Source organism: Desulfovibrio piger, assembly GCF_012843875.1.
Classification (GTDB): domain Bacteria; phylum Desulfobacterota; class Desulfovibrionia; order Desulfovibrionales; family Desulfovibrionaceae; genus Desulfovibrio.
The window spans coordinates 12,039-29,279 of the sequence record NZ_JABAFY010000024.1; the positions used below are offsets into that span (position 1 = coordinate 12,039).

Annotated in this window: 15 protein-coding genes; all 15 read left to right on the forward strand. The window is 62.6% G+C overall.

Translation table 11 applies throughout. The annotated features are described in order from the left end of the window. Positions 1-62: 62 nt before the first annotated feature. The 15 genes from HF854_RS07415 to HF854_RS07485 all read left to right on the forward strand — a co-directional run bounded on the left by HF854_RS07415 (position 63) and on the right by HF854_RS07485 (position 17,241). The gene (locus HF854_RS07415) at positions 63-2,465 is read left to right on the forward strand and encodes a homocysteine S-methyltransferase family protein (RefSeq protein ID WP_168935724.1); all 2,403 of its coding nucleotides are present in this window, start codon (positions 63-65) and stop codon (positions 2,463-2,465) included. A gap of 4 nt (positions 2,466-2,469) precedes the next feature. Then, positions 2,470-2,931 (forward strand): TlpA family protein disulfide reductase, encoded by a 462-nt coding sequence (locus tag HF854_RS07420; protein ID WP_168935725.1) that lies wholly within the window; start codon positions 2,470-2,472, stop codon positions 2,929-2,931. Further along, positions 2,931-3,401: an N-acetyltransferase gene (locus HF854_RS07425; protein WP_168935726.1), complete on the forward strand. Its 471-nt coding sequence runs from the start codon at positions 2,931-2,933 to the stop codon at positions 3,399-3,401. Before HF854_RS07420 ends, HF854_RS07425 begins: the two co-directional genes overlap by 1 nt. 1 nt (position 3,402) lies before the next feature. After that, the gene (gene hpt, locus HF854_RS07430; protein WP_168935727.1) at positions 3,403-3,948 is read left to right on the forward strand and encodes a hypoxanthine phosphoribosyltransferase; all 546 of its coding nucleotides are present in this window, start codon (positions 3,403-3,405) and stop codon (positions 3,946-3,948) included. Positions 3,949-3,971: 23 nt separating this feature from the next. Then, on the forward strand, positions 3,972-4,679 hold the full coding sequence (locus HF854_RS07435; RefSeq protein ID WP_239465038.1) for a DUF3426 domain-containing protein: 708 nt from the start codon (positions 3,972-3,974) through the stop codon (positions 4,677-4,679). A 301-nt stretch (positions 4,680-4,980) separates the two neighbouring features. Then, the gene (radA, locus tag HF854_RS07440) at positions 4,981-6,318 is read left to right on the forward strand and encodes a DNA repair protein RadA (RefSeq protein WP_168935728.1); all 1,338 of its coding nucleotides are present in this window, start codon (positions 4,981-4,983) and stop codon (positions 6,316-6,318) included. A gap of 7 nt (positions 6,319-6,325) precedes the next feature. Further along, positions 6,326-6,961 (forward strand): class IV adenylate cyclase, encoded by a 636-nt coding sequence (locus tag HF854_RS07445; protein ID WP_168935729.1) that lies wholly within the window; start codon positions 6,326-6,328, stop codon positions 6,959-6,961. Next, positions 6,951-7,271 carry an ATP-dependent Clp protease adapter ClpS gene (clpS, locus tag HF854_RS07450; protein WP_168935730.1) on the forward strand — a complete coding sequence of 107 codons (321 nt, stop codon included), beginning with the start codon at positions 6,951-6,953 and terminating at the stop codon, positions 7,269-7,271. Before HF854_RS07445 ends, clpS begins: the two co-directional genes overlap by 11 nt. Before the next feature lie 7 nt (positions 7,272-7,278). Then, entirely contained in the window at positions 7,279-9,585 is a 2,307-nt protein-coding gene (clpA, locus tag HF854_RS07455; RefSeq protein ID WP_168935731.1) for an ATP-dependent Clp protease ATP-binding subunit ClpA, read from the forward strand. Further along, complete coding sequence (gene aat, locus HF854_RS07460) at positions 9,578-10,321, forward strand: leucyl/phenylalanyl-tRNA--protein transferase (RefSeq protein ID WP_168935742.1); 744 nt, start codon at positions 9,578-9,580, stop codon at positions 10,319-10,321. Before clpA ends, aat begins: the two co-directional genes overlap by 8 nt. Then, entirely contained in the window at positions 10,321-12,342 is a 2,022-nt protein-coding gene (uvrB, locus tag HF854_RS07465; RefSeq protein WP_168935732.1) for an excinuclease ABC subunit UvrB, read from the forward strand. The genes aat and uvrB overlap by 1 nt, the downstream gene beginning before the upstream one ends. A gap of 2 nt (positions 12,343-12,344) precedes the next feature. Continuing rightward, the gene (gene ligA, locus HF854_RS07470; protein WP_419008858.1) at positions 12,345-14,531 is read left to right on the forward strand and encodes an NAD-dependent DNA ligase LigA; all 2,187 of its coding nucleotides are present in this window, start codon (positions 12,345-12,347) and stop codon (positions 14,529-14,531) included. A gap of 28 nt (positions 14,532-14,559) precedes the next feature. Then, positions 14,560-15,342, forward strand: coding sequence for a 4-hydroxy-tetrahydrodipicolinate reductase (dapB, locus tag HF854_RS07475; RefSeq protein ID WP_168935733.1), 783 nt, complete (start codon positions 14,560-14,562; stop codon positions 15,340-15,342). An 87-nt stretch (positions 15,343-15,429) separates the two neighbouring features. Beyond that, the gene (locus HF854_RS07480; protein ID WP_168935734.1) at positions 15,430-15,852 is read left to right on the forward strand and encodes a hypothetical protein; all 423 of its coding nucleotides are present in this window, start codon (positions 15,430-15,432) and stop codon (positions 15,850-15,852) included. A 159-nt stretch (positions 15,853-16,011) separates the two neighbouring features. Then, on the forward strand, positions 16,012-17,241 hold the full coding sequence (locus HF854_RS07485) for an exonuclease SbcCD subunit D C-terminal domain-containing protein (protein WP_168935735.1): 1,230 nt from the start codon (positions 16,012-16,014) through the stop codon (positions 17,239-17,241).

The following is a 17,241-nucleotide window of genomic DNA, read 5'->3' on the forward strand; positions in this document are numbered from 1 at the left end:
GCCTTGCAGCCGGCCCTTTGACGGGCAGATGCCACATTTTATTACAAAGGCTGGGTACAGGAATGAAATTTGTTCAGCGCCTTGCGGAAAGGCGCCCGTTGTTGCTCGATGGCGCCATGGGGACCATGTTGCAGGCTTCCGGCCTGCCAGCCGGGGTGAGCCCGGAAGAGTTCTGCATGGAGCGACCGGATATCCTTCAGGGTATCCACAAAGCCTATCTCGATGCAGGAGTGGACATCATCACTTCGTGCACGTTCGGCGGCAATCCCTGCAAACTCTCGGCCTCCCTGGATGTTTTTACGTTCAACAAGCGTATGGTGGAGACCGCGCGCGCCGCGGCCGCCCAGGCCGGGCGTCCTGTCTTCGTAGCCGGCAACGTGGGCCCGAGCGGTCATTTTGCCCGTCCGCTGGGCGATATGGAGCCTGAGGAACTCATCAAGGCCTTCTCGGAACAGATCCGCGGCCTCGTGGCCGGCGGGGCGGACCTCATCTTCATCGAGACCCAGTTCGACCTGGCCGAAGCCAGGGCCGCCGTGACGGCTGCGCGTCAGGTCTGCGACCTGCCCGTCATGGTCTCCATGACTTTCGAGCAGGGCGTCAGCCTGACGGGCTCTTCGCCCACCATCTTTGCCGAGACCATGCAGAACATGGGCGTGGCGGCCCTGGGCACCAACTGCAGCCTGGGGCCGGATCAGATGCTGCCCGTGGTGGAAGAGCTGCTGTCGGTCTGTTCCTGCCCCGTCGTCGCGGAACCCAATGCCGGTCTGCCGGAGCTGCGCGGCTCGGAGACCGTCTTCCCTCTGGGGCCGGAGGCCTTTGCCCAGAAAACGGCGGCCTTCGCCGCCCGCGGGGCACGGGTGCTGGGCGGCTGCTGCGGCACCACGCCCCAGCATCTTGCGGCCCTGCGTCAGGCCCTGGAAAGCGTGACCTGCGACGAGCGTCCGGTGGTCAGCCCTTCGGGCATCTGCCTGACCAGCCGTTCGCAGCTCCTGCGCCTGGGAGAAGGGCAGCCGTTCAGCGTCATCGGCGAGCGCATCAATCCCACGGGCAAGAAGGAACTGACCCGCCAGCTGCAGGCCGGGCAGTTCGATGAAGCCTTCCGCCTGGCCGATGAGCAGCTGCAGGCCGGGGCCCGCATCCTTGATGTGAACGTGGGTGCCTCTCTGGTGGACGAGACCGTGCTCCTGCCCGATCTGGTGCAGCGTCTGGTCTCTCGGGTGGACGTGCCCCTGTCGCTGGATTCTTCCAATGCCCAGGCCATCGCCCGTGCCTTGCCCTACTGTCCGGGCTCCTTCCTTGTCAATTCCATCAGCGGCGAAGCCGGGCGCATGGAGCTGCTGGGGCCGATCTGCCGCGATTTCGGCGCGCCCTTCATCCTGCTTCCCCTGCAGGGGACGAAGCTGCCCGTCCGGGCCTCCGAGCGTATCGCCATCGTGGAAAAGCTGCTGGAGCAGGCCGACGCCCTGGGCATCCCCCGCCGTCTGGTGATGGTGGACATCCTGGCCCTGTCGGTGTCCTCCAAGCCTGAAGGCGCCCTGCAATGCCTTGAGATGGTCCGCTGGTGCCGCAGCCAAGGCCTGGCGACCACACTGGGCCTTTCCAACGTTTCCTTCGGCCTGCCGGCCCGCGACCTGCTCAATGCCACCTTCATGGCCATGTGCGCGGGCGCTGGTCTGTCCTCCTGTATCGCCAATCCTTCCGCTCCCCGTCTGCATGAGGCCTGCGATGCCGTGGCCGTGCTGCAGGGGAGCGACAGCAACGCCGGTTCGTTCATCGCCTCCTATGCTGGCTGGAAGGCCAGCGGCGGTGTGGTCAGGGCCGGCAAGGGCCCGGGGGCCGCTGCCGAAACCCTGGGGGATGCCGTTCTTTTCGGCGATCTGGAAAACGTGCTGCCCCTGCTGGAAAAGGAACTGGCCGCCGGTGCCGAGCCTTTTGCCCTGGTGCAGGACGTCCTGATTCCGGCCATCACCGAAGTGGGGACGCGCTATGAACGTCGGGAGTATTTCCTGCCGCAGCTCATCCGCGCGGCGGAGACCATGCAGAAGGCCTTTGCCCACCTCAAGCCCCTGCTGGAGAAGAGTCGCGGCCCTGAGGAACGTCCCGTGATCGTCATGGCCACTGTGGAAGGGGACATCCACGATATCGGCAAGAACATTGTCTGCCTGCTGCTGGGCAACCACGGCTTCGACGTCATCGACGCCGGCAAGGATGTCCCGGCGGAGCAGATTGTCGCTTGCGCTTTGGAACATAAGGCGCGTATCATCGGCCTGTCGGCTCTGATGACCACGACCATGGTACGGATGGAAGATACCATCCGTCTGGTGCGGGAGCGCAATCTCCCCATCAAGGTTCTGGTGGGCGGCGCTGCCGTGACCCAGGCCTTTGCCGATGCCATCGGCGCGGATGCCTATTGCGAAGATGCGGTCAGCGCAGTGCGGGCCGCCAAACAGTTTGTCACAGGATAATCCCATGAAGCGATTTATTTTGCCCCTGCTGCTTCTGACCCTGTTCCTGCCCTGCCTGGCGCAGGCCCAGGAGTACAAGACCGTGGGGCTCAAGGACCTGACCTCCATAGTGGCCCAGAACAAGGGCAAGGTCGTCATGCTCAACTTCTTCGCCACCTGGTGCCCCCCCTGCCGTGAGGAGATCCCGGATCTTGTCAGCCTGGCGCCCAAGTACGAGGGCAAGGTCGTCATCGTGGGGCTTTCGGTGGATGAGGACGCGAGCACGCTCCCGGCCTTCCTCAAGCGGCTGAAGGTCGACTACCCTGTGTACAGGGCCAGTGAAGACGTGATCCGCGCCTTCAACGTGCGCACCATCCCGCACAATGTTTTTTACGGCAAGAACGGACGTCTGGCCCTGATGGGGTCGGGCATGGTCTCGAAAAAAGAACTGACGGAAATCTTTGATTCTCTCGGAGAGCAAAAATAATGAGCGACACCTACACGGTACGCCGTGCGACCATGGACGATGTGAAGGATATCCATGCCCTGCTGATGGAAAATGCGCGCAAGGGCCTGCTGCTGCCCCGTGCGCTGATCTTTCTGTACGGCCATGTCCGTAATTTCCTGGTCATCGACGCCCCCCGGGGCGGCCTGGCCGCCTGTTGCGCCCTGGCGCCTGTCTGGGAGGATCTGGCCGAAGTCTGCTCCCTGGCCGTGCGCGAAGATCTGCGCAAGCAGGGCCTGGGCCGTAAGATCGTAATGGCCTGCGTCGATGACTGTCGCATCCTGCACCTCAAGAAGGTCTTCTCCCTGACGTATCAGGCGGCTTTCTTTGAGCGCATCGGTTTCCATGAGGTGGACAAGGGCGTCCTGCCCCAGAAGATCTGGGCCGACTGCGTGCATTGCGCCAAGTACCCCGACTGCGACGAAACCGCCATGTTCCTGGAGCTCGATTAAGATGAAGGCCATCAAGGAACGCAAGATCGTCTATACCTCCGGCCAGATCGCCGAACGCGTGCGTGCCATGGCCGCCGAGATCGATGCCGTTTACGGTGATGAACCCCTGGTGGCCGTATGCGTCCTCAAGGGGGCTGTGTTCTTCTTCACCGACCTCGTCCGGGCCATGCGCTCGGAGAACCTCGAACTGGATTTCGTCCGTCTGTCCAGCTACGGTAAGGGGACATCCAGTTCCCGCCATGTGGTGTTCAGCAAGGACGTGGACTGCGACATCACCGGCAAGCATGTGCTGATCGTCGAGGACGTGGTGGACAGCGGCCTGTCCATGCAGTTCTTGATGCGTCAGTTCGAGGCCCGCGGGGCCCGCAGCCTGCGTCTGGCCGCGCTGGTGGACAAGAACGAACGCCGCGAGGTGGACGTTCTTGTTGACTTTGCAGGCTTCAAGCTCGAGGAAGGGTTCATCGTCGGCTACGGCCTCGACTATGCTGAAAAATATCGGGCCCTGCCTGATGTGGAAGAGCTGGTCTTCGAATCCACCGGGGACTAGCACCTGCCCGCACCTGGAGCCAAATGATGGAAATTCAATGCCCTCACTGCGCCAGCCGTTTCAACCTGCCGGAACATCTTGCCCGGCCGGGTGCGAAATTGCGCTGCTCCGTATGCAAGACGGTCTTTGCCCTGCAATTGCCTGAGCCTGCCCCTGCGCCCATCCCGGATCTTCTTCCGGACGATGTGGAGCAGCCCCGCCCCCGGCGCCGCTGGCTGTTCTGGCTGATGCTGCTGCTCCTGCTGGCCTGCGGCGGTGCCGCCGTCTACTGGTACTGCTGGCATGAGCGCCCCCTGACACCTGTCCAGGGAACGGCAGCCACCGCTGAGAACATCGCCCTGCTGACCATGAAGGACGTGCGCCAGTACTATGTGAACAACGAAAAGATGGGCAAGATCCTGGTCATCGAGGGCAGGGTGGTCAATGAATTCCCCCAGCCCGTGAGCATGATCACCGTGGAAGCCGTTCTTTACGGTCAGAATCAGAAGGTCATCGCCTCCAATCGTCAGACCGCCGGCAACCAGCTGACCCCCTTGCAGCTCTCCGTACTGGACAAGGAAGCCATGGCCAGCCGTCTGGCCGACCCCGAGAAAGAGCAGGGGGCCAATGTGACCCTGCTGCCCGGCGCCAGCGCTCCCTTCATGGTCGTGTTCGACAGCCCGCCTAATGATGTCAGCGAGTTCTACGTCGCCATCGTGGATGCGCAGAAGGGAGTGCCCCTGCCCCGCTAGACATCCCGACAAAACTGCTCTCAAGCCCCGCAAGGGGCTTTTTTTATGCCCTTGGGATACATCGGTGATGCCGAAAAGCGGGACGGATAGGCCCAGAAACTCTGCAATAGCGCGAAAGAGCGCATCGGAAAGAACTATGGGAGTCATGTGATAAAAAACACAAATAGTGATGCACAGCCATGACGCAATTCCGCATCATGACTGCATCCGTGACGGCGCGATATTGCAACACACCGAGCACAAGAGCTGAACTTTGCTGCACATGCTTGCATGGGCTGCACTTTTTTTTTATTTTTATGCCATGGCTAAAACGAGAGAAGTCTTTATCTGTTCAGCCTGTGGCGCGCAGACCCTGCAATGGCGTGGTCAATGCCCCGGCTGCCATGAGTGGAACACCCTTCAGGCCGCGGCACAGCCCAAGGCCCTGTCCCGCAGCAACACCAGGGTATCCGTCCCTGCGGGCAACCGGCCTGTTCCCCTGCAGGACGTAGCCGAGACCGGACATCATCCCTATCCCAGCGGCATCGCCTCGCTGGACAGGGTGCTGGGCAAGGGCCTGGTACCGGGCGCGGCCATCCTTATCGGTGGCGAGCCGGGCATCGGCAAATCCACCCTTTTGTTGCAGGTGGCGGGTCTGGTCGCTGCCCAGGGGGGCAGAGTGCTTTATGCCAGCGGCGAGGAATCCCTGCCACAGATCAAGGCGCGGGGACAGCGGCTCGGTATGCTGCATGACAACCTGCTGGCCATGTCCTCCTCCAGTGTGGACGAGGTCATCGCCGCTCTGGAGCTGGCTCCGCCCCGTTTGCTGGTGGTGGACTCGGTACAGACCATGAGCAGCATCGATGCCGAAGGCCTGCCCGGTAACGTCAATCAGGTGCGTGCCGTGAGCATGGCCCTGCTGGAAGCCTGCCGCCGTCTGGGCGTCACGCTGGTGCTGGTGGGCCATGTGACCAAGGACGGTGTTCTGGCTGGTCCCCGCCTGCTGGAGCATATGGTGGATACCGTCATCTCTCTTGAGGGCGACCGCCGCCAGATGTTCCGCCTGCTGCGCGTCTTCAAAAACCGTTTTGGCCCCAATGAAGAGCTGCTGGTCTTCCGCATGGGGGGGCGGGGCATGGAAGTGGTGGATGACCCCTCCACCTTTTTCCTGGGCGATCGCGACGCCTCCCTGTCCGGCACGGCGGTGGTCATGGCCGTGGACGGGCAGCGCCCGCTGGCGGTGGAAGTGCAGGCCCTGGTGGCCCGGACCTTCCTCAGCATCCCCCGGCGTGCGGCCCTCGGCTTCGATGCCAACCGTCTGCATTTGCTGCTGGCCGTGCTGGAAAAGCGCCTCAAACTCAATTTTGGGCAGGTGGACATCTATGCCAAGGTCGGCGGCGGTATGAAGCTGCAGGAGCCCGGGCTGGACCTGGCCCTGGTGGCGGCGGTGCTGTCGTCGTATTATGACGTGCCGCTGCCGGAAAAATGTGTCCTGTGGGGCGAAGTGGACCTCAACGGTCAGGTACGGCCCGTGGCCGCCCACGACCTTCGTCTGGCCCAGGCGCGCCGTCTGGGCTTCGAGCCCGTGATCCATCCCGGCAAGGGCGGCATCGCGACCATCGCCGACCTGCAGCAGAAACTCTTTCATCGCAAACAGTGAGCATATCATGGCTCTTGAAATAGAACGCAAATATCTCGAGGTCGACTTCGACAGCTTGCGCCGTCGCCTGCGCCAGTGTGGCGCGCAGGGAGGGGACGTCCATCTGGAGCGGAACCGCATCTATGACTTGCCTGACGGCTCCTTGCGGGCCGGGCATCACCTGCTGCGCCTGCGCTCGCAGGAATGGCCGGACCATGCGCAAAACGTACTGACGCTCAAGCTGCCGCCCGTCTCCGCGCCGGATGCGGCCTTCAAGGTCCGTGAAGAGCGGGAGACCCCTGTCACCGACGCCGCGCAGATGCACGGCATCCTGGAAGGCCTGGGCTATGTGGTCCGTGCCTGCTATGAAAAAATCCGGGAGACCTGGACGCTGGAGCATACCAGTATCGACATGGATATCGTCCCCTTTGCCCGTGTGGTGGAGCTGGAGGGGCCCGAGGAAGAAATCCTACGTCTGGAAGCCCTGCTGGGACTTGACGACGTCCCCGTTAGTACTCAAAGTTATCATTATCTTCATCAGGAGTGGCGGCAGCGGAATAATCTGCCGCCCGACCTGTCGTTTGTGTTCACGCCCGAAGAACTGGCCCGCTGGCGCCGGGATCTGGGCCTGCCTACCGTGGAGGATAGCCCTCATGGCCGATGAAACCTGGAACGAGCCGGGAACGGATACTGCCACCATCGTCAAGAAGAAGGTCAAGGAACCGGACCGTTATGTGGTCCTGCTCCACAATGACGATTATACGAGCATGGATTTCGTCGTCGGCGTCCTGTGCGACATTTTCCACAAGACACCGGAAGAAGCCACGGCCATCATGCTGGCCGTCCATCAGCAGGGCATCGGCCAGTGCGGCGTCTACACGCATGAGATAGCGGAAACAAAGGTGGCGCTCGTCAGGCGGCGGGCCCGCGCGGCGGGCTTCCCCTTGCGCTGCACCATGGAAAAATATCGTTGAGGATCATATGCTCAGTGCTGCTGTTCAGGAAGTTTTGAAGGTTGCCGTCCAGGAAGTGCAACGCCGCAGGCATGAATTGCTGACGGTGGAGCACATCCTGTTCTCACTGACGACCGTGGCCCCCGGCCGTCTGCTGCTGGAAGGCAGCGGGGCCAGTGTGGCGGTGTTGCGCGAACAGCTGGAAGGCTTTTTCCGTAACGAGATGCAGGTGCTGCCGGATCAGGGCGAGCACGAAGTCCATCAGACCGCCGGTGTGCAGCGGGTGCTCGAACGGGCCCTGGGCCATATCCACGCTTCGGGACGGAGCCAGGTGGAACTGGGCGACCTGTTCGTGGCCATCCTGGATGAAGAGGACAGCTATGCCCACTACTTCCTGACGCGTCAGGGAGTGGATCGTCTGGACGCGCTGACCTTCATCTCGCACGGTATGCCGGAAGGAGGCGGATCCCGGGGCGTGTCCCCCGATGCCGCCAGGGAGAAGGAAGAAGGCGAAGCCGGGGAGAACGTTCTGGAAAAGTACGCCACCGAGCTCACCGCCCGTGCCCGTGACGGCAAGATCGACCCCCTGGTGGGCCGTCAGGAAGAACTGGACAGGGCCATCGAGGTCCTGTGCCGCCGCCGCAAGAACAATCCCCTGTTCGTGGGCGATCCCGGCGTGGGCAAGACAGCTCTGGCCGAAGGTCTGGCCCTGCGCATCGCCCAGGGGCAGGTCCCCAAAAAGTTCAAGGACGTCAAGATCTACGCCCTCGATATGGGCCTGATCCTGGCCGGTACCCGCTATCGCGGCGAATTCGAAAGCCGCCTCAAGGCCATCGTGGAAGAGCTCAAGAACATCCCGGATGCCGTGGTTTTCATCGACGAGATCCACACCATCGTGGGCGCCGGGGCCACTTCCGGCGGTTCCATGGACGCCTCCAACCTGCTCAAGCCCGTACTGGCCAGCGGGGAGCTGCGCTGCATCGGCTCCACCACCCATGAGGAGTTCCGCAACCACCTGGAAAAAGACCGGGCCCTGACGCGGCGCTTTCAGCGTATCGACGTGGGGGAACCCAATGCCGAGGATTGCTTTGCCATCCTCAGCGGCTTGCAGTCCCATTACGCGGGCCATCACCGCGTGCGCTACAGCGAGGCCGTGCTGCGCAGCATCGTGGACCTTTCCAACCGTTATGTCCGTGACCGTCTGCAGCCTGACAAGGCCATCGACGTGATGGATGAAGTGGGGGCCGCCGTGGACCTGCGCCGCAAGGATGAAAAGCGGACGGCCGCCGTCACGGTGTCCGACGTGGAACGCATCGTGGCCCGTATGGCCGGCGTGCCCGTGAGGACGGTCTCGGGGCAGGAGCGGAACCGCCTGGCCAATCTGGAAAAGAACCTCAAGCAGATCGTTTTTGGGCAGGAAGAAGCCGTGGAGCAGACCGTGCGCGCCATCCTGCGTTCGCGTGCGGGCCTGGGGCAGCGTCAGCGGCCCACGGGCGCCTTCCTTTTCTATGGCCCCACCGGGGTGGGCAAGACGGAGCTGGCCCGCGGGCTGGCCCAGACCATGGGCGTGGAGTTCCTGCGCTATGACATGAGCGAATACATGGAACCGCACACGGTCTCGCGCCTCATCGGTTCGCCGCCAGGCTATGTGGGCTTCGACCAGGGCGGCCTGCTGACCGAGGCCGTGCGCAAGGCCCCGTATTCCGTGGTCCTGCTGGACGAGATAGAAAAGGCCCATCCCGACATCTTCAACATCCTGCTGCAGGTCATGGACTACGGTACCCTGACGGACAATTCCGGCCGCAAGACGGACTTTTCCCACACGGTGCTCATCATGACCTCCAATGCCGGGACGTTCGAGATGTCCAAGGCCAGCATAGGCTTTGGCAAGGCCGCGCCCGAAGATGCGGCCCGCAAGGCCCTGGGGGCTGTGGAACGGTTGTTCACGCCCGAATTCCGCAACCGTCTCGATGCCATGATCCCGTTCCGGGCCCTCACGCCTGCCATGATGCAGCGTATCGTGGACAAGTTCCTGCGCGAGATCGGGAACAGCCTTGCGGAACAGCAGGTCACGCTGGCCTCTACGCCCCGTGCCCGTGCCTGGCTGGCGGAAAAGGGCTATGATCCCACCATGGGCGCGCGTCCGCTGCGGCGTTTGCTGCGCAGCCGGGTGGAAGACGCCCTGGCCGGTGAGCTGCTCTTCGGCCGTCTGCGCCACGGCGGGCTCGTCCGCCTGGGAGTCAAGGACAATGAACTCGTACTCCAGTTCCCTGACGCGGCCCCTGCACAGGGCGCGGAAGCGGAGGAGGGGGATGACGGCCGCAACGATGCGTAAGCAGATAGCCCTGTATGCGGCGCAGTTCCCCTCGCCGGGATGCTGCACCGCGGAAGGGATATTGTGTGCCGGTGGCGATCTGCTGCCGGCACGTCTGCTGGCAGCCTACAGCCGGGGCATCTTTCCCTGGTACGGTGAGGACATGCCCCTGCTGTGGTGGTGTCCTGATCCCCGCTGCGTGTTGCCGCCGGATGCCTTCCATCTGCCGCGCCGCAGTGCCCGGGCCTTGCGCAACCATCCGTTCGAGCTGCGCATGGATACGGCCTTTTCCCGCGTCATCCGGGCCTGCGCGGCGCCCCGTCGCGACAGTGAAGGGACATGGATACTGCCCGAGATGATAGCGGCCTATGAGCGCCTTCATGCTCTGGGCTATGCCCATTCCGTGGAAGCCTGGCGGGATGGGGAGCTGCTGGGCGGCCTGTACGGTGTGGCCCTGGGGCGGGCCTTTTTCGGGGAATCCATGTTCCACCTCTGTCCCGAAGCTTCGCGGGCGGCCCTTGCGGGCCTGGTGGCGTTCCTGCGCGAACGGGATTTCCTCCTGCTGGATTGTCAGCAGGCCACGCCCCACATGCTGGCCATGGGCGCGCGGGAGATCCCCCGCAAGGAATTCCTGGCGCTCCTGCGGCAGGCTGTGCCCGTCCCTGATCCTGAACCTGTCTCCCAGCTGCCGTGGCAGCCGTGGCGGATGTCTTTTCGCCATGATGCTGCCCTGGGCTGGCTTCCCGACGAGCAATGATGAACCAGTCTCCTTTCAAGCTCCATAGCGCCTATGTCCCCACAGGCGACCAGCCGGAGGCCATCGATTCCCTGGTGGCCAACTTGGAAGCCGGTGTTCCGGAACAGATCCTGCTGGGCGTGACCGGCTCCGGCAAGACCTTCACCATGGCCAATGTCATTGCCCGCTGCGGACGCCCGGCGCTGGTGCTGGCCCCCAACAAGACGCTGGCCGCCCAGCTCTACAACGAGTTCCGCGAATTTTTCCCGCAGAACGCTGTGGAGTATTTCGTCAGTTATTACGACTACTACCAGCCGGAAGCCTATGTGCCCGCCTCGGACACCTACATCGAGAAAGATTCGTCCATCAACGACAATATCGACAAATTGCGTCATGCCGCGACCCATGCCCTGCTGACCCGGCGCGACGTGATCATCGTGGCTTCGGTCTCCTGCATCTACGGCCTGGGCTCCCCCGAATTCTACGCCCGTATGATCATTCCCGTGGAAGTGGGGCAGCATATGTCCATGGATGCCCTCATCACCCGCCTGGTGGAAGTTCAGTACGAGCGTAACGACTATGACTTTCATCGCGGGACCTTCCGTGTGCGTGGGGACGTGCTGGAGATCATCCCCGCCTATCATCACGAGCGGGCCTTGCGCATCGAATTTTTTGGAGACGACATCGACTCCATGCGCGAAGTGGATCCGCTGACCGGGGACGTGCTGGCGGAAGTGGGCAAGACCGTCATCTATCCGGCCAGCCACTTCGTTTCCGCCCAGGACAACCTTAAGCGGACCACGGCCGACATCCGGCAGGAGCTGCTGGAACGGCTGACGGCCTTCAAGGCCAGCGGGCGCCTGGTGGAGGCGCAGCGTCTGGAGCAGCGGACCCAGCTTGATCTGGAGATGATCGAGGAGCTTGGCTACTGCAACGGCATCGAAAATTATTCCCGCCATCTGGACGGCCGCAAGGCCGGGGAACCGCCTTCCTGCCTGCTCAACTATTTCCCCGAGGATTTCATCCTGTTCGTGGACGAGTCCCACATCACCGTGCCGCAGGTGGGCGGCATGTTCAAGGGCGACCGCTCGCGCAAGCAGACCCTTGTGGACTACGGCTTCCGCCTGCCCTCGGCCCTGGACAACCGTCCCCTGCAGTTCGACGAGTTCCGCTCCCTGCTGCATCAGGTGGTCTACGTTTCGGCCACACCGGGCAAATACGAGATGGACCAGTCCCAAGGCATCATTTCTGAGCAGATCATCCGGCCCACGGGGCTGGTGGATCCGGAAGTGGAGGTGCGCCCCACCAAGGGACAGATGGAAGACCTGCTGGGAGAATGCCGGGAACGCATCCGGCGCGGGGAGCGGGTGCTGGTGACCACCCTTACCAAGCGCATGGCCGAGGACCTGACCGAGTATTGCTGCAATATGGGCGTCAATGCCCGCTATCTGCATTCGGATATCGACACCCTGGAGCGTTTGCAGATCATCAGGGCCCTGCGGCAAGGGGAGTTCGACGTGCTGGTGGGTATCAACCTGCTGCGCGAAGGTCTGGACATCCCCGAGGTCTCGCTGGTGTGCATCCTCGATGCCGACAAGGAAGGCTTTCTGCGTTCCACCGGATCGCTCATCCAGACCTTTGGCCGTGCGGCGCGCAACGTCCACGGGCATGTCATCCTGTATGCCGATACGGTCACGGCCTCCATGCGTGCTGCCATGGACGAGACCGAACGGCGCCGGGCCAAGCAGACGGCCTATAACACGGAGCACGGCATCACGCCGCGGAGTACCCGAAAAAGTCTTGAATCTCCGCTGGATGCCCTGTATGTGGATACCAGTTCTTCATCCCGGGGCAAGAGCAGGGGGCGTGCGTCCCGTCAGGACAATGCCGTGCCCCTGACTGCCGAAGATACCGCGGCGCTGGTCCAGCGTCTGGAAAAAGAGATGCGCGAGGCGGCCCGGGAACTGGAGTTCGAACGTGCCGCCGCCCTGCGGGACCGTATCCGGGCCCTGCGTGAACGCCTTATCGCCCTGCCGGAGTGATCATGAGTCCAGAACAGCTTTCCCTTTTCGGTGCCCCTGCCGCGCCCGCCCCCCAAAAGCGGGCCGAGAAAAAGGCTGCGGAAAAAATCGTCGCGCCTTCCGCCGCAGCCGCAGCCCCGGCGCCTGTGGATCCTTTGAGCCTGCCCGAACCGCCAAAGGACAGGCCCCAGGAGCGGATGGCCTGGCTGACGACCATCCTGGAGCACCACAATTATCTGTATCATACGCTGGACAAGCCGATCATTAGCGACGACCAGTACGATGCCCTGTTCCGGGAGCTGAAGGTACTGGAGGAAGACCATCCGCAATGGCGCAGTCCCCATTCGCCCACGCTGCGCGTGGGAGGCGGTTTGCTGGGCGGTTTGCCCAAACAGCGCCACCGTCAGCGCATGTACGGTCTGGACAACGTCTTTTCCGCCGAGGAGTGGCAGGAATTCGTGGCCCGCATGCAGCGCGCCTTGCCCGAAGCGCCGCTGGCCTTCTGGTGTGACCCCAAGCTGGATGGTCTTGCCCTGGAGATCATCTATGAGGATGGCGTCCTGCAACAGGCGCTGACCCGCGGCGACGGGGAAGAGGGCGAAGTGGTCACCGAGGCCGTACGCACCATCCGTACGGTCCCCCTGCGGCTGCGCGGGGCCGGTCCCTTCCCGGAACGGCTGGAAGTGCGCGGCGAGGTGGTCATCTACAAAAAGGATTTTGCCGCCATCAACGAGCGCCGGGAATCCCTGGGCCAAAAGCTCTTGGCCAATCCGCGCAATGCCGCTGCCGGTGCCCTGCGCCAGCTGGATGTCGCCAACACCCAGCAGATGCCCCTGCGCTTTTTGGCCTACAGCCTGGGCGAGGCCCGCTGGGGACAGGCGGCCCCCTGTCATTTCCAGCACGAACTGGCGACCCGGCTGCGTGACTACGGTTTTTTGACGCCGCCCGACGGCAAACTCTGCGCCGATCCGGCCGCTGTGGAAGCCTATGTGGAAAGCGTGCGTCAGGGCAGGGCGGATTTTCCCATGGAGATCGACGGTGCCGTGGCCAAGCAGGACGATCTGGAAGCGCAGGAGGCCCTGGGCTTCACGGCCCGCGCGCCGCGTTTCGCCATCGCTTTCAAATTCCCGGCCATGCAGGTGCATACCCGTCTGACCGGTATCGAGATCCAGGTGGGGCGTACCGGTGTCCTGACCCCTGTGGCTCAGCTGGAGCCGGTGGCCGTGGGCGGAGTCATGGTCACCCGCGCCACTCTGCATAATGAAGACGAGATTCTGGCCAAGGACGTACGGGTAGGGGATACGGTCATCGTGCAGCGGGCAGGTGATGTCATCCCCGAAGTGGTGGGCCCGGTGCTGGAGGAACGCCCCTCGGGGGCAAGGCCGTTCGAATTTCCGCATATCTGTCCCGTCTGCGGCGAGCCGGCCCACCGCGAACCCGGTGAAGCGGCCTGGCGTTGCGGCAATATCTCCTGTCCGGCGGTGCGCTTGCGCTCCATCTGTCACTTCGTGTCCAAGGCTGGTCTGGATGTGCAGGGCGTGGGACAGAAATGGATAGAGCAGCTGGTCAGCAGCGGGCATGTCACCAGCCCGGAACAGCTGTTCCGGCTCACCGTGCAGGATCTGCTGCCCTTCGACCGTATGGGCGACGTGCTGGCCCGCAAGATCGTAGACGCTTTTGATGATGCCCGCCACAATGCCACTCTGGCCCGCCTCATCAGTGCCCTGGGCATCCGCCATGTGGGCGAGCAGACCGCCCGCATGCTGGCGGCGCATTTTCACGATATGGATGCCCTGGCGGCTGCCGATACCCAGCGCCTGCTGGAGCTGCCGGATGTGGGGCCCGAGGTGGCCAGCTCCATCCGCAGCTTTTTTGAAAGCCCGGCCAACCAGCATATGCTGGCCGGATTGCGTGAGGCAGGTCTGTGGCCCGTGGCTGCGGCAGAGCCTGCCGAGGCAGCCGGGGAGAGCGGTCCCTTGCAGGGGAAGAACATCCTCTTCACCGGTACCCTTTCCATTGCGAGGGGCAAGGCCAAACAGCTGGCTGAGGCGGCCGGCGCCGTGGTGCTGGGCAGTGTGAGCAAAAAACTGGATATCCTTGTGGTGGGCGAAAATCCGGGCAGCAAACTGGAAAAAGCCCAAAGCCTGGGGATCACCGTCCTTGATGAAGCAGCCTTCTTGGATCTGCTCGCTGACAGGATGGACGCATAACTTTCAACAGAACAGGACAGGTGAAGCAATGAGCACGCCGATCATCGTCATGGGTGCCAATGGCCGTATGGGCCGGACCATCTGCACGCTGGTGCAGGAAGACCCCGCCTTCACGCTTGCGGGCGTGGTGGAACGCAGCGAATTTGCTGCCGGTCTGGCCGCGTTGTCGTGCCCGGTGAGCCAGAATGTGGAAGAGCTGCTGCAAGGTCTGGATGGCAAAGCTGTCGTCGTCGATTTCACCGCCCCCGAAGTCAGTCTGGCCACGGCCCGCAGCGTGGCCAAGTTCGGTGCGGCCCATGTGATCGGCACCACCGGCTTCACCAATGAACAAAAGCAGGAACTGGCGAAGCTGGCCGAAAGCTGCCGCATGTTCTGGGCGCCCAATATGAGCATCGGCGTCAATGTGCTGCTCAAGGTCCTGCCCGAACTGACCCGTGCCCTTGGGGAAAAGTACGATATCGAGATGGTGGAGCTGCACCATAACCGTAAAAAGGACTCCCCCAGCGGTACGGCCTTGCGTCTGGGCGAATGCCTGGCCGAAGCCCGGGGCTGGGATCTGGACGACGTCCGCTGCTCCGCCCGTGACGGCATCATCGGTGAACGCCCCAAGGCGCAGATCGGCATCCAGGCCATTCGCGGCGGCGATGTGGTCGGTGTGCACACGGTCTACTTCATGGGCCCCGGCGAGCGCATCGAAGTGACGCATCAGGCCCATTCGCGCGAGACCTTCGCCCAGGGGGCCCTGCGAGCCGCTGCCTGGCTGTGCGGACAGCAGCCGGGACGTCTGTACGGAATGCAAGACATTTTCTAGAAAATATCTTGAATTTTGACGGGCCCTGCGGTAGGCTTTGCACAAATAACGCAGGAAAATGGCGTCGCAGACGCCTACGGGGGCCCCATGCCACAGGTAGCAGCACGCATCAACGACGAGCAGGAACGCTGGCTCAAGGATTACTTTCGTACCAAGAGCGCCGGAGCTGAATTCATCCTGCCCTGGGCTGTGGATACGTTTTTCCGCGCCATGGCCAATATCAAGCAGATGTTCACCGCAGGCGAACTGAAGACCATCGTGGAAGCGCATAAAGATACGCGCCTGCTGCCTGACCACACGCGTTTGTCCTACTTGCTGCTGCGGGTCAGTGATGCCTGTGAGCTCAACAACCTGCATGCCCGGCATGGCGCCAGCCGCTCCAGTCTGGAAAGCAAGCTCAAAAGCCTGGATGATACCCAGGCAACGGCTCTTATGGTCTGGGCATCGGCATTCTGGGTGAGCCGGAACTGTTCTGCCGGCAGCCTGGATGAATACATCAGTGCTTACTAACGAAGACGCCCTGCGCAAGCAGGGCGTTTCTTTTACGTTTTTTCTTCATTGCCGGGCCTTCACAGGCCTTTTTTTCGGCCTTATAACTGAAAAAGACCCGCCGCATGGCGGTCATTTTTTCTCCACTGCCGTATCCGGCATCAAACCGGCCTTCATCTCATGCGCGTACTTCATACATCGGACTGGCATCTTGGCCGCTCGCTTTTCGGCCAGAAACGCTACGAGGAATTTTCGGCTTTCCTGGACTGGCTTGCCCGTACCTTGCAGGAAAAAGAAGTGGATGTCCTGGTCGTTTCCGGGGACATCTTCGATAGCGGCACGCCCAGCAACAGAGCCCAGCGCCTGTATTATGATTTTTTGCGGCAGGTCTATCTTTCCTCCTGCCGACATGTGGTCATCACTGCCGGCAACCATGATTCGCCTTCCATGCTGGGGGCTTCGCGCGAGATCCTGCAGGTGCTGGATGTCCATGTGGTGGGCAACCTGCCCGAAGATCCCACGGAAGAGATCAAAGTCCTGCGCGATGCCCAGGGCAAGGTCGCGCTCATCGTCTGTGCCGTTCCCTTCCTGCGCGATGCCGACATGCGTCTGGTGGAAGAAGGGGAGAGCAGCGGCGACAAGGAAAGCAAGATGCAGGAAGCCATCCGTCGGCATTACGCGCAGGTCCTTGAAGAGGCGGCGGCGCTGCGGGACCGCCTGGCACCTGACGTCCCCCTGCTCTGTATGGGCCATCTGTTCACTGCCGGAGGCCAGACCGTTGATGGCGATGGCGTGCGTGACCTCTATGTGGGCTCGCTGGCGCATGTCCCGGCGTCCATCTTCCCGCCGTGCATAGACTATCTGGCTCTGGGCCATCTGCATGTGCCGCAGCGGGTAGGAGGCATGGAGCATATGCGCTACAGCGGCTCGCCCCTGCCCATGGGCTTTGGTGAGGCCTCGCAGCCCAAAAGCGTTTGCCTGGTAGATTTTACCGGGCGTTCGGCCCGTGTGGAGCTGCTGCCTGTGCCGGAATTTCAAAAGCTGGAGCGCGTGAGCGGCTCCATGTGCGAGATACTCGGCCGCCTGGCAACACTGCGGGACAGCAACAGCTCCGCCTGGCTGGAAGTGGTCTATACCGGCGATGATCTTGAGGGCAGCCTGCGCCAGCAGGTAGAGACGGCTGTGGCCGGGAGCGGGCTGCGCGTCCTGAAGATCCGCAATGCACGTCTGCTGGACAGCCAGCCAAGCCTGGACGATACGGGCAGGAACCTTGAAGAGCTGAGCGAGACGGAAGTTTTTTCGCGCTGCCTTGCAGCCCGGAAGATAGAAGGCTCCCAGGCCGACTTGCTCATGCGCCTGTACGGCGAGATCCTCACCGCCATGCACGAAACCGACAGTAACGCCGAATAG